Genomic DNA, 12,593 nt, shown 5'->3' with positions numbered 1-12,593 from the left:
ACACAAGTGCCGGAGGTTAGCGCGTATGCCGCACGTACAGGTTCAGGATTTGCACATGTTTTATGAGCAGCTGGGTACAGGAGAACCGATCATTTTTTTACATAGCAGCTATTCAAGGGGGATATTGGCTTTTGCCAGCCAACTGCTCGATTTTCAAAAGAGTTACACTTGTTATTACCCCGACTTTAGGGGGCATGGTCGAACACGTTGCGAGAGGATGGACTGGAATTCTCCCCGATTGGCTGAGGATATCATTCACTTCATGGATGTGCTTCATCTGCCTAAGGCCCATCTGATTGGCTACAGCTTGGGAGCGAATGTAGCTCTGTATTGTGCGGTTGAGCACCCGGAGCGAGTTGCTTCCATCGTTACGATCGGAACAAGCGGCTTTGCCGAACCCGCCGGCGTCGAGGAGTTTGAGCCGGAGTGGCTGGCCCGGCACGGACAGCAAGAACTGATCGGGCAAATGCTTGAAAGACATGAAGAAGCGTATCGCGGAAATTGGCAGGAATTTATGCGCCAATCGGCCAATGAATGGCGTTACTACCCCCAGTTGACGGAGGATCAATTAAGTGGGATTTGCTGCCCAGCCTTATTCATTTCCGGTGAGCATGATCCTTTTGCAGGAGAAGAGAAACTGCGGAAGTTAAGCTCGCTCGTTCCAAGGTCGCAGTATTTCGTTTGCCCGGACTGCAGCCATAGGCCACACACAGTTCGAGAGAAGCCGGTGCTCGTGAATGATTCGATCCTTCAGTTTCTTAGCCGAATTTCTAGCTAAGCTTGTGAGAAATATCTCTTATAAGGGGTTAAAAGGTGGATTGCATATGAATCTGGAACAAAGGAAGCGTTGGAACGAGAATCACAAGCAATTAACTGGCCTGATCTTTGCGGTGGACAAGCATGCGCAGGCAATTGAGCTTTTTCTGAATCAGCACGCTTTATTGCATTCCTCGCCAATGAGTCCTTCGGGCGTTACGACGCTGGAGGATCATTTATTGGATCAGATGGCGGAGCATGTCTTTCGCACGTATCCTGTGAAAGTGCCGGGTACGAAGAACTCCATTGCCTGGCATTTATGGCATATCACCAGAATCGAGGATATGACAATGAATGTTCTTCTGAACGATGAGAATCAGATTTTCGAGATTGGGGATTGGAAGGATAAGCTGCAGGTGAATTATATTCATACGGGGAACGGGATGACAGAGGAAGAGGTCGCTGATCTAAGCTTGAATATAAATTACTCCGCTTTGCTGGCATATCGGTTCGAAGTAGGGCGCAGGACTCGTGAGATCGTCGCCTCAATGCTGCCTGGACAGTTTAATCAGAAGGTTGACCCGACCCGAATTAAGAAGCTGGGTGATCATGGGGCTGTTAAGCAGGGAGAATCATGGCTGCTTGATTATTGGGGGAGCAAAAGGCTAGGCGGATTAATTCTGATGCCTGCGACCCGCCATCTTTTTCTGCATTTGAATAAAGCGCTGCGGATCAAAGAGAAGCTGCAAAAAAAACCATGAATGGGGAAGGGAACATACAATAGTGCAGTTTGATCGGCAAATTTATGCTCAACGAGGCAATGAATAGGTATAAAAAGACGCTTCGCCCGCTAATTTCATGGGTCTGAAGCGTCTTTATTCATCTTTAGAAACGGCTGATGTCCGCATTCGTTCATATCCGGGCCAACCCGGCTAGCCGTAGGAGAGGTGTGGATGGCTTGTTTGCACGAGACGAAGGCCCATTCACAGATGGGTGCTCGAGACCAAGTTCTCCGCAATCTGCGAATACATCCGAGAATCCCACAAATTCCATGGAAATTGGGAAGGAGGAGAAGAGACAAGGTCGACCGGCTCTTTGGTGATCGGATGGGGGAAACCAACGTACAGCGACCAGAGCGCAATTTGCTGGCCGGGCTTGTTGATATGTGCTCCATATTTCTGATCGCCGTATAACGGGCAGCCAAGCTGGTTCAACTGCACGCGGATTTGGTGCGGACGCCCGGTGTGCAGCTCGATTTGTACCAACGACAGTTCGTGCTCAACCGAGACGCTAAGCACCTGATAATCAAGAATGGCTTCCTTGCTGCCAGGCGTCCCCTTGGCCACGACAGATACCGTATTGGTCCGCTCCTCCTTCAGCAGTGTGTCAATCAGGCGTCCATGCTGCTGCGGTGGCCGTCCATGAACGACGGCCACATAGGATTTAGCGAATTTCCGGGTACGCACAGCATCGGAGAGGCGCGAGGCTGCCTTGGACGTCTTCGCAAAGATCATGGCTCCGCCAACCGGACGGTCCAGGCGGTGGACAAGGCCCAGATATACATTTCCGGGCTTATTGAATCTTTCCTTAATATCCGCCTTCAGCAGATTTAACAGGTCAGGATCTCCGCTGGCATCCTCTTGGGTCGGAATGTTCACGGGCTTCTCAATGCCGAGCAGATGGTTGTCCTCATACAAAATTTTCATTGCCGGATGTCCCGTCGTCCAGGACACTGCAGGAACCATCATTATTCCTCCCAGCGGCCGAGAATACCGCAAGGCAGATTCATGCCGGATTTCGTAATCGGGAGACCCAGCTCGCCAGCAGAGATTCGTCCGCCGTACCGCTGCTTTACAGTCATCGTTAGAATGTTGTTCAGTACTGTTGGCGAAATTCCCGTGGTATAGGAATTGATCAGGAAGAACAACGGTTTATCCGACAGGATCGACAAGCAGGATTCCACGAACGGATACAGGCTTTGTTCCAGCTTCCACGTCTCCCCCGATGGTCCCCTGCCGTAGGAAGGGGGGTCCATGATGATCGCATCATAGCGATTGCCGCGCCGCTGCTCGCGTTGTACGAACTTGAATACATCGTCCGTAATAAAACGGACAGGACGATCGCCGAGTCCGGAGAGAGCAAGATTCTCCTTGGCCCACTGCACCATTCCTTTTGCCGCATCAACATGTACAACAGAAGCGCCGGCGGACGCACAAGCGACGGAAGCGCCGCCGGTGTAAGCGAACAGGTTAAGTACATTAATCGGGCGCTTTGCATTGGAGATCTTGTCCATCATCCAGCGCCAGTTAGCCGCTTGCTCCGGGAAGAGCCCCGTATGCTTGAAGCTGGTCGGTTTAATATAAAATTTGAGCGGATCAAAAGAGATCGTCCAGCGTTCAGGAATCGGCTTCTTCATCTCCCAGCTGCCCCCGCCGGAAGAACTGCGGTGATAGTGTCCGTGCACATCCCGCCATGCCTTATCCTCGTTAGCGATCGGCCAGATAATTTGCGGGTCCGGACGGCGCAAAATTACGTCGCCCCAACGCTCCAGCTTCTCTCCATTTCCTGTATCGATAACTTCATAGTCATTCCATTCATTAGAAACGTACATTTACTATAATCCTTCCTTCCAAGACAAGGTAGTTCATTGAATTCCCGATCACGAGCAGCCTCCGGGACGATTCATTCGGTAGTTATTGTACCTTATTATAGGGTCTCCATGCTACTGATTGACGAATCTTGACCGAACCAAAAATAATTATAACTGACTTAGGACTGTGAAAAGACGAATAACTATGATAATCTTTACACAAAAATGCTTTCTGCATGACAGATTGGAGAGAACGTCGAAATGCTTCGAGATTTTTTTTCATATTATCGTCCTTACCGGAATTTATTCCTGTTAGACTTCACTTGCGCAGTCGTGGCAGGGCTGCTGGAGCTGGGATTCCCGATTGCAGTTAACCAATTCGTGGACAAGCTGCTTCCTGGCAAGGACTGGTCGCTAATCGCGATGGCCTGTGCCGCGCTGCTCGGAATATATATTTTGAACACGGTGTTGAACTATATTGTTACTTATTGGGGACATATGCTAGGGGTTAACATCGAGACGGATATGCGCAAGAACATGTTCGAGCACTTACAGAAGCTAAGCTTCAAATTTTATGACAATCATAAGACCGGTCACTTAATGTCCCGCTTGTCGAATGATCTCGACAATATCGGGGAGGTCGCTCATCACGGACCAGAGGATGTATTTATCGCCGGTATGACCTTGGTTGGTTCATTTTTGCTGATGCTGTCGATTAATTGGAAGCTGGCTGTATTGACCTTCTTGGTGGTGCCCGTTCTCGTCTGGGCTGCGCTGCATTTCAATCGTCAAATGACGAAAACCTATCGCGGGCTGTTCGGGGCACTGGCAGATTTCAACTCCCGGGTGGAGGAGAACATTGGCGGCATTCGTGTCGTTCAAGCTTTTGCCAATGAACAACATGAGAATAAGCTGTTCGCCGAGAACAACGGACTCTATCGCCGCACGAAGCTGCGCGCCTATAAGATTATGGCCGGCAGCTTCTCCGTCAACTATATGCTAATGCGGCTAGTCTCTTTATTCGTCATGATTTGCGGGACCTGGTTCGTTATTCGCGGCGAGCTGTCCTATGGGGAATTCGTCGGCTTCCTGCTTCTGGCCAACGTCTTCGTTCGACCGATCGAGAAGATCAATGCGATCATTGAGAGTTATCCAAAAGGGATAGCCGGATTCAAGCGCTATATGGAGATCATGAATACCGAGCCAGATGTAGCGGACAGAGCGGACGCATCGGAAGCGGGCCAGTTAAAGGGAGATATCGCCTTCCAAAATGTAAGCTTTGGTTACGACGGCAAGGATAGGGTATTAAATAATATTAGTCTGAACATCCACGCTGGGGAGACCATCGCCTTTGTTGGCCCTTCCGGTGCCGGTAAGACCACTTTGTGCAGCCTGCTGCCGCGGTTCTACGAGGTGGATGAGGGCCGGATTACAATTGATGGCACAGACATCCGGGATGTTACCCTCTCCTCATTGCGCCGCAACATCGGGATTGTCCAGCAGGACGTATACTTATTCTCAGGCAGTATTCGCGAGAATATTGCTTACGGGAAGCTGGGAGCCAGCGATGAAGAGATATGGACCGCGGCGCGGCGCGCCCAGCTTGAGGGCTTTATCGAAGCGCAGCCTGAGGGGATGAATACCGTGATTGGGGAGCGTGGTGTCAAGCTCTCTGGCGGACAGAAGCAGCGTCTAGCTATCGCCCGCATGTTCCTGAAGAATCCTCCAATTCTGATTCTTGACGAGGCTACCTCGGCACTGGATACAGAGACGGAGCTGGCGATTCAGCAATCTCTTGCTGAATTATCGGAAGGAAGGACAACGCTGGTGATTGCGCATCGACTGGCAACGATCAAGAATGCCGATCGTATCGTTGTTGTAACGGAAGAGGGCATATCAGAGCAGGGACGTCACCAGGAGCTGGTGACGGCAGGCGGCCATTACAGCCGCCTGCATCAGGCGCAATTCGGCGCTATCCAAGCTTAATAGTGTAGGTTTAAGAAGCCAGCCTATCGATAATGACTTTGTGATCAAAGGGAAATTGTTGGAACTACCTCTTATAAGTAAAATAGTCCTGCGCAGCGCGCAGTTGAAAACCGGCTGTCTCATAAAGCTTCATGGCAGCCGGGTTTTCTATGGCGACATCCAGCCATATGGTGTGTCCGGCGGCCATCTCCCGAGTGATAACCTGCTGCAACACCGCTTGTCCAATCCCTTTGCCTCTATAGCGGGAGTGAATAACAAAGCCATAGATCCAGCTTCGATCCTCCAGCCTGGAGATGCGGATTTTACCGACGATATGGCCATCCGCAAGGATCAATTCATTATCGGCCATGTCCTGTGGGCTCAGCCGGATATAATCCTGCAGCGTCTGTTCATAGTCATCCTGGAAGCCATCCGTGTCGAGCTGACTGAGCAATTCCGCATCCTCCGGCGTGGCAGTACGAAGCGATATGCCCGGACGCACATTGCCGAGTTTATTCTCTGCCGAGGCATATTGCATCTGGTATTCAGTGAAGGAATAACGGCAGCTGACCCTATTCAGGAAAGCTTGGCCTGAGACAGAAGCCGCTGGCGTATTAAGCAAGATGGAAGAGTACCTTACTGTATCTTCTCTAGTAATTCCATCTTGAAGTAATCTTGTAAAAATCCCTAATCTCCGGAAATCGGGATGTACCATCCCGCAAATCTCCATACTTCCACCGATAATATACTTGCCTAAGAAGGCGATGAGTCGACCATCCATGTATTCTGTGAGGTGGAGGCGATTGTCTTCCGCCGGGTTAAGCAGCATATCCCAATTCAGCTTAAGGCTGATCTGATCATGTTGTTCACAGATCGTCTGCAGCTTTTGCAATTCATCTATATTTACTCTCAACATATATCTACCATCCTTTGCTAGTATTCTAGTATAAGGAAGCGTGGATTGGCAATGTCACAGAAAGTGCGATTTATTCCCCCTCTAAATACATCAAATTCTTGACAAATTCATTTCAGCAGAGTAGCTTGGGATTATTATACAAAAAACGGAGGAAGGCAGGGGAGAGCTATGGAGAAGAATGTTGTAACGATGAAGGATGTCAGCTGGCGGCGTGAAGGAAAGACGGTGCTGCGGCAAATCGATTGGACCGTACAAGAAGGAGAGCACTGGGCTCTATTTGGCCTCAATGGCTCAGGCAAGACCACTCTGCTTAATTTGCTCTGTGGTTATATCTGGCCGACGAGCGGGCAGATCAGCGTACTCGGCCATAAATTTGGCGAGGTAGATTTAAGAGAATTGCGCAAATCCATCGGCTGGGTCAGCTCTTCGCTGCAAGAGCGGCTGCATGGGAATGAGAAAGCGCAAAATCTCGTTGTGAGCGGTAAATTTGCCTCGATTGGTCTTTATGAGAAGCCGACGGAGGCGGATTTTGAGAAAGCTGCGTCCCTGATGGAGCAATTGCGCTGCGGACATTTGCTGGACCGTACCTACCAGACCTGTTCGCAAGGAGAGAAGCAGAAGCTGCTGATTGCCAGAGCCTTAATGGCGGCACCGCGTCTGCTTATTCTTGATGAAGCGGCGAACGGCCTTGATTTCATATCGAAGGAAGGGTTGCTGGACAGCATCAGTGAACTGGCGAAGCAAGCTGAAGCCCCAAGCATGATTTATGTGACACACCACACAGAGGAGATTTTGCCGATCTTCTCCCATTCCTTATTGATTCGGCGCGGCGAGGTATTTGCCCAGGGCAAGACACAGGAAGTATTGAATAGCGATCGACTATCCGATTTCTTCGAGATGCCGGTTGATCTGAATTGGAATCAAGGACGGGCCTGGCTATCGCGAAAATAAACTCTGTTATCCATTTTGCTACTTTTTTCAGGGTGCAACGTACTATTAGTAATGTATGATCAAAAAGGCCCGTTGCCAGTACCGAAGCTTAGGCTACTGAGGTGAATTTTATCAAAAATGCTTCCATTGGATGAGGCTGGGGTGAACTTTTTGAGCAACCTCTACAGAATAGCAAATTAAACGGAGGGATCCATATGGAGACGGGAACAAACCCGGGAGCGAAGAAGCCAGTCAAGCTGCGAGGATTAACAGGTCTTATCATTACGGTCATTATTGTTGGAATTATTGCAATGGGCAGCTTCACACAGATTGAATACGGGCATGTTGGATTGTATAAGACATTTGGGAAATTGAATAGCGACGTGTTATCCCCAGGAATTCACTTCAAGATTCCGTTCATTCAGTCGGTCATTCAGGTGAATACCCAGGTGACCAAGGCAGAGACGGATACGACAGCCTCCTCGAAGGATTTGCAGCCGGTGTCAACCCATGTTGCCGTTAACTATTCAGTAAATAAAGAGTCGGCCTACAATCTAATGAACAATATTGGAGGGTCCTTCGATACGATCATTATCAACCCGGCCGTACAGGAGATCGTCAAAGAGGTGACCGCAAGATATCAGGCCGAGGATCTGATTGCCAGGCGCGATGTCGTAGCCGGAGAGATTAGCGAGCTGCTGACAGCCCGGCTTGCCAAGTACGATCTTATCGTCAATGAGATCAACATCGTGGACTTTAAATTTTCCGATGCTTTCAATCAGTCAATTGAAGCGAAGCAGGTAGCTCAGCAACAGGCACTTAAAGCCAGCAATGATCTGAAGCGGGTCGAGATCGAGGCCAAGCAGAAGATTGCCCAGGCCCAGGCCGAGGCGGAGTCCCTTAAGTTGAAGAAGCAGGAAGTTACGCCGGAGCTCATCCAGTTGAAGCAGATCGAGGTTCAAGAGAAGGCGCTGGAGAAATGGGATGGGAAGCTTCCATCTGTAACAGGCGGGGCAACACCGTTTATTGATATTCAGTCGTTAACCAATAAATAATATTGAATAAATGCCGCCCCAACAGGGGCGGCATTTTATGATTGCTGCTGTTTTCGCCTGGAGGCGTGGCTGCGGATCAGATAGGCGATCCAATAGATGATAGGAATGAGTATTTCGCCTGCGATCATTACTCCCGGCAATCGCATTGACAGGAAGTCATGCAATTCGGTCTGTGTCCGCGACATAATCATGGATAGTATCAGGATGAACGCGGTTGTAGACAAGGTGAATATGCGATGATCCTTAACCTTGGTGACCTGCGAGATGCAAATAGAGGTGATGAAGATAATGAAGCATATTTTAACAAACAGGCTTGTCAGCCAGAGAATGATAAGAATCGGGTCCCCTGTCTGCAGGAATGATCCCGTCTGAATAAAGGCGGTTAATTCCAGATCGGGATAGGACAGGTTTGCCGTGATCTCAGGGCCGAAGGCGGACAAGACAAGGAACATATGAAGTATATTAATCACTACGGCGAACAAAATGGCCGCAAATATGGTCCTATATGCTTTTTGGGGAGCTTTCAAATAGGGCATTAACAGAAACAGAAAAGAAATTTCGCCGAACAGTCCGACGTTTAAATAAATGCCGTTTCCTAATTCGGCAGGGGTAATATGCGTAAAGAAGGCAGGCAGCATCCCTTTGTTGAGCTCGCGGAGAGCGAGGAACGGAATAATGAAATAGGACAGGGCGCTGAACAGAAAAATCCCTTGCGCTGCCCGAAATATCGTCAACAATCCTGAATAGACGGCGTAAGCTACAGCCAGGCAGAAGATTAGCAGAACAGCCCAGGCCGGTGTCCCGATGAGATATTCGGTGAGCAGAAAATCGGACATCTGTCTGATGGTGCCGGCACCAAGTATAATATTCACCAATATAACCATGATCATAAAAAATGTATGCGGTATTTTGCCAACCAGCTCGTGACCGTATTCCACTACAAATTCATCCGGTCTTGACTGGCTTACTTTCAGACCGGGGTAGATCAGCAGCCAGGCTAGAAAAGCCCCTAACAGCGAAGCGAGCAGGGCAGAATATTTACTGGACGAAGCTAAGGGATTCTCAAGAAAGGCTGTGAAAGTGGTAAACATGGACATGCTATACATTGTAAAAATCTGCAAGGAAGTAATTTTTTTCATTTTCACAGCCTCCCACAATTATTTGCCCGCAGATCCCGTGAAAATGTGATTTGCGATGAACTCGATGAACAGCAGCAAGTTGTACTTTTCCCTAAATACGTATTGAATCTCGATCAGGATCAGAAGGATCATTGTGACCGCTTGACTGGTCAGCTTCTTCCTCCGGCTCATTTTCAATTTATGCTGATTATGCCCGTCAAAGAGCATGATCAGAACAAAGGCAAGTCCGATCCAGACCATGTTCTTCCTCCGAATTTTAATTTTTCTCAGTTCGTCCTGCCGAGCGGTAGAAGGTTCCGGTAAGGTTTAGCGCGATGTCTACGTCAACTTCGATCTTCACTCGATCTGCATAATAGTCATCCCATTGATCCTTGATTTGGTTCCATACTTGGGGATAACGCCAGTCCAGATAGTCGCTAAGCCGGAAGGCATCGCATTTTACCTGTTTTGTTGCTTTAAAGGTTTGATGCATCAAGGATTCTATATCTTTGTTTAAGGTTTCCCGCAGTTTGATCATCATTTCCGCATTTTTGACGTCAATATTTGAGTTGGAAGAGAAGATATATGCGGTGCCTTTGCTATTTACCTTAAAGACCACTTGATTGTTTTTGAGCGTAGGTTTAATTTTCGTATTGATATTGTTGATTTTAAATGTAATTTCCTGCTTGTCTGTAGGTGACTTGATGACCGATATGGCAGAATCGACTTGCGAAGTAATCCATAAAGCGCCTCGAAGCTCCTCATTTGATAAATGCCGCTCAGCGACCATTTTTCCATTGGATATAATGACGGCCCCTTCCGAGCTGGCCCAGAGATTTTTCCCCGAAGTAACCACCTCGCTGGTGGGCAGCTTCTCGAAGCCAATTCTTGGAATCAGAATATCTCCGGTCTTATACTTGGCCATCAAGAAATCCTTGATGGTTGTATTCAGGGTCAGCCGGTCGTCAATAAACTTGGTGAGAACCGTTGAGATAAATCGTTCCGATGTGGTCGGAGCTTTTTTTATCTCCTCTACATTTTCCTCAGTGACGAATAAATTGGCGCTAATATGAAAATTGGGCTGTCTGCTTACCAGGTCAATAACCATGTCCAGACCTTCTCTGGCGAGACGGCTGCCGACGACAATCACGCGCGTTTGGCCGAAGAAGATATCCCGCGAAGCATCCAGTTGAATATCCCGCAATATGGGGCCAATCTCCTTGCCTTTTTTGGAGATGAAAGTGAACGGTTCACCGCCACCATTGTTGGAGCCCCCAGTCTGGTTTGGAATCATTCGATTGGGAAGGGGGAAGCCAAGAGAGATTTCCAGATCACCGTCTTCTAATCGATCGATGGTCATCATGGTTGGAAAGGCCCGATTATTTAATTCTACAGATGACCAGCATCCACTCAACAGGGGGACCAACACTAGCAAAAATATTGTAGTGAATAGCCTAGTCTGCCACTTTTTCATTCATTTTCACCCTTTGGTTCGGACCATCCGCGCGCATTCTTGGCAATTCTATGCCGATTATTGGAAGTGATTGACGGCCGGGTACGCATGAACGTCCAAGGCAGTCGTATGAACGTATCGCCCGTATCCTCCTTAATCAACGGTGTTAATGGAGATAAATAGGGCACCCCGAATGACTTCATTTTAACTAAGTGAATGTAGATGAAGATCAAGGCGCAGGCAATTCCGTAAAGCCCAAACATAGATGCCAGAATGATGATCGGAAAGCGGAGCAGCCTGACGGATAAACCAAGATCGTAATGCGGGATAATAAAAGAAGCAATTCCGGTCACCGATACTACGATTACCATAGTTGCCGATATGATCCCGGCCTGAACGGCCGCCGTTCCGATGACGAGCGCCCCGATGATGGACACCGCTTGCCCGATTGATTTAGGAATACGGATCGATGCCTCCCGCAATGCCTCGAAGGTGATCTCCATAATGAACGCTTCATAGACGACCGGAAAAGGTACAATCTCACGCGCGGAAGCGATTGTAATCAGCAGCGGAAACGGAATCATCTGCGGGTGGAATGTCGTAACCGCGATATAGATAGACGGCAGCAGCAAAGAAATAAGCAAGAAGAGATAGCGGATCAACCGAATAAAGGAGCCGGCGATAAACCACATATTATAATCATCCGGCGATTGCATCAGCATGTACAGAGTAACCGGGGCGAGCAGACATACAGGAGTTCCGTTAAGCATAATCGCGGCTCGTCCTTCCAGCAGAGATGCGATAACGATATCCGGCCTCTCTGTGTATTCAACCTGAGGGAATGGAGAGTAAGGATTGTCTTTGATGAACTCCTCAATGTAGTAAGAACCTATGATGCCATCGATTTGAATATAGGATAACCTGCGCTTCATTTCGGCAATAAGCTCCGGCTTACAGATTCCCTCTATATAAGCAAGAACCAATGGGGTCTGGGTTTTTCTGCCTACGACAATGCTTTCGGTTTTTAGGTCAGGTGTCTTCAAGAGCCTTCGCAATAACGTCAAATTCGTTGGCAAATCTTCAATGAAGGATTCCCGCGAGCCGCGAATTATGGATTCGTTCGGGGTCTCTTCAATAGAGCGCGTCGGGTAAGAGGCCACCTCAAAATTGATCATACGCTTGTCGCCATCGATGATAAGGGTAGCGCAGGAGTTCAGAATATGGGTCAGGCATTCATTGAGATCAGAGGTAATCGTATAGTTCGACACAGACAAAGATTTGCGCTGAAACAGAGCTTTATATATAGTTGCGGATTCCGAAGCCTCCGTCTGCAAATCTTGCAGGATAAAGCGCTGGAGCGAATCCTGGTCTATCATTCCGCTAAAATAAATAATCGCGCAGTTCTCACCGGATGTCAGGGTAAATTCCCGAAAAATGATGTCGGAGCAATTGTTGAAGCGCTGCTTGAACCAATGAAGCCGTGTCTTTAGACTAGGGCTGTCTGTTTCCAACTCGGGCCATTCCGTCTGTGGAGGTTGTCCGGTTTTTGCTGGCGCTACATGATTATTTTGTTCCTGTATCCGTTTCTTTCGACCCCAGGGTGACATGACAACATCTCCTTTCCAACCCAAATTATGTTTGTTAAGATTAGCGATTGGGCTGGGTTTTATGCAAATGAATCTTAAGTACTATTTAGAGAAAGCGCTTTTTATTCGATATTAATAGTGCGAAGTGCCGCGATTATTGTGATACAGTTACATACACCTATACGTCATAGATTCGTCAGATGAAGAAGGCCTAAGTCGAGAGG

At 48.4% G+C, this 12,593-nt stretch carries 12 protein-coding genes; 5 read left to right on the top strand and 7 right to left on the bottom strand.

The window, feature by feature from the left end; all coding sequences use genetic code 11:
* Positions 1-25: 25 nt before the first annotated feature.
* Both BN1360_RS19935 and BN1360_RS19930 read left to right on the top strand, forming a co-directional pair.
* Positions 26-778, top strand: a complete 753-nt coding sequence (locus BN1360_RS19935) for an alpha/beta fold hydrolase (RefSeq protein ID WP_069188388.1) — start codon at positions 26-28, stop codon at positions 776-778.
* A 46-nt stretch (positions 779-824) separates the two neighbouring features.
* Complete coding sequence (locus tag BN1360_RS19930; RefSeq protein ID WP_068781619.1) at positions 825-1,517, top strand: DinB family protein; 693 nt, start codon at positions 825-827, stop codon at positions 1,515-1,517.
* A gap of 222 nt (positions 1,518-1,739) precedes the next feature.
* Here BN1360_RS19930 and BN1360_RS19925 read toward each other — a convergent pair whose 3' ends face one another.
* Positions 1,740-2,504, bottom strand: coding sequence for an RluA family pseudouridine synthase (locus BN1360_RS19925; RefSeq protein WP_420707914.1), 765 nt, complete (start codon positions 2,502-2,504; stop codon positions 1,740-1,742).
* Entirely contained in the window at positions 2,504-3,367 is an 864-nt protein-coding gene (locus tag BN1360_RS19920) for a class I SAM-dependent methyltransferase (protein WP_068781617.1), read from the bottom strand. Before BN1360_RS19920 ends, BN1360_RS19925 begins: the two co-directional genes overlap by 1 nt.
* A gap of 240 nt (positions 3,368-3,607) precedes the next feature.
* Between BN1360_RS19920 and BN1360_RS19915 the strand changes: the two genes are divergently transcribed.
* Positions 3,608-5,332 (top strand): ABC transporter ATP-binding protein, encoded by a 1,725-nt coding sequence (locus BN1360_RS19915; RefSeq protein ID WP_068781616.1) that lies wholly within the window; start codon positions 3,608-3,610, stop codon positions 5,330-5,332.
* 64 nt (positions 5,333-5,396) lie between these two features.
* Here BN1360_RS19915 and BN1360_RS19910 read toward each other — a convergent pair whose 3' ends face one another.
* Entirely contained in the window at positions 5,397-6,227 is an 831-nt protein-coding gene (locus tag BN1360_RS19910) for a GNAT family N-acetyltransferase (protein ID WP_068781615.1), read from the bottom strand.
* A gap of 168 nt (positions 6,228-6,395) precedes the next feature.
* Here BN1360_RS19910 and BN1360_RS19905 point away from each other — a divergent pair, with 168 nt between their 5' ends.
* Positions 6,396-7,178, top strand: a complete 783-nt coding sequence (locus BN1360_RS19905) for an ABC transporter ATP-binding protein (RefSeq protein WP_068781614.1) — start codon at positions 6,396-6,398, stop codon at positions 7,176-7,178.
* 194 nt (positions 7,179-7,372) lie between these two features.
* Positions 7,373-8,212, top strand: coding sequence for a prohibitin family protein (locus BN1360_RS19900; protein ID WP_068781613.1), 840 nt, complete (start codon positions 7,373-7,375; stop codon positions 8,210-8,212).
* A 35-nt stretch (positions 8,213-8,247) separates the two neighbouring features.
* Here BN1360_RS19900 and BN1360_RS19895 read toward each other — a convergent pair whose 3' ends face one another.
* The 4 genes from BN1360_RS19895 to BN1360_RS19880 are packed head-to-tail and all read right to left on the bottom strand — an operon-like array spanning position 8,248 to position 12,390.
* Entirely contained in the window at positions 8,248-9,351 is a 1,104-nt protein-coding gene (locus tag BN1360_RS19895) for a GerAB/ArcD/ProY family transporter (RefSeq protein ID WP_068781612.1), read from the bottom strand.
* Between the two features lie 18 nt (positions 9,352-9,369).
* A complete protein-coding gene (locus BN1360_RS19890; protein ID WP_068781611.1) occupies positions 9,370-9,591 on the bottom strand; it encodes a hypothetical protein in 222 nt (73 codons plus the stop codon).
* Positions 9,592-9,607: 16 nt separating this feature from the next.
* A complete protein-coding gene (locus tag BN1360_RS19885) occupies positions 9,608-10,804 on the bottom strand; it encodes a Ger(x)C family spore germination protein (RefSeq protein WP_082790145.1) in 1,197 nt (398 codons plus the stop codon).
* Positions 10,801-12,390, bottom strand: a complete 1,590-nt coding sequence (locus BN1360_RS19880) for a spore germination protein (protein WP_068781609.1) — start codon at positions 12,388-12,390, stop codon at positions 10,801-10,803. The genes BN1360_RS19885 and BN1360_RS19880 overlap by 4 nt, the downstream gene beginning before the upstream one ends.
* Between the last annotated feature and the right edge of the window lie 203 nt (positions 12,391-12,593).

The organism is Paenibacillus sp. GM2, assembly GCF_900069005.2.
Taxonomy (GTDB): Bacteria; Bacillota; Bacilli; order Paenibacillales; family Paenibacillaceae; genus Fontibacillus.
This window is presented reverse-complemented; position numbering and strand designations above follow the sequence as displayed.

Excerpts from the sequence above, each read along its gene's own strand:
- BN1360_RS19935 (WP_069188388.1), top strand. The coding sequence starts at position 26 with ATGCCGCACGTACAGGTTCAGGATTTGCACATGTTTTATGAGCAGCTG.
- BN1360_RS19905 (WP_068781614.1), top strand. The coding sequence starts at position 6,396 with ATGGAGAAGAATGTTGTAACGATGAAGGATGTCAGCTGGCGGCGTGAA.
- BN1360_RS19880 (WP_068781609.1), bottom strand. The coding sequence starts at position 12,390 with ATGTCACCCTGGGGTCGAAAGAAACGGATACAGGAACAAAATAATCAT.
- BN1360_RS19885 (WP_082790145.1), bottom strand. The coding sequence starts at position 10,804 with ATGAAAAAGTGGCAGACTAGGCTATTCACTACAATATTTTTGCTAGTG.
- BN1360_RS19920 (WP_068781617.1), bottom strand. The coding sequence starts at position 3,367 with ATGTACGTTTCTAATGAATGGAATGACTATGAAGTTATCGATACAGGA.
- BN1360_RS19895 (WP_068781612.1), bottom strand. The coding sequence starts at position 9,351 with ATGAAAAAAATTACTTCCTTGCAGATTTTTACAATGTATAGCATGTCC.
- BN1360_RS19915 (WP_068781616.1), top strand. The coding sequence starts at position 3,608 with ATGCTTCGAGATTTTTTTTCATATTATCGTCCTTACCGGAATTTATTC.
- BN1360_RS19910 (WP_068781615.1), bottom strand. The coding sequence starts at position 6,227 with ATGTTGAGAGTAAATATAGATGAATTGCAAAAGCTGCAGACGATCTGT.
- BN1360_RS19925 (WP_420707914.1), bottom strand. The coding sequence starts at position 2,504 with ATGATGGTTCCTGCAGTGTCCTGGACGACGGGACATCCGGCAATGAAA.
- BN1360_RS19930 (WP_068781619.1), top strand. The coding sequence starts at position 825 with ATGAATCTGGAACAAAGGAAGCGTTGGAACGAGAATCACAAGCAATTA.
- BN1360_RS19900 (WP_068781613.1), top strand. The coding sequence starts at position 7,373 with ATGGAGACGGGAACAAACCCGGGAGCGAAGAAGCCAGTCAAGCTGCGA.
- BN1360_RS19890 (WP_068781611.1), bottom strand. The coding sequence starts at position 9,591 with ATGGTCTGGATCGGACTTGCCTTTGTTCTGATCATGCTCTTTGACGGG.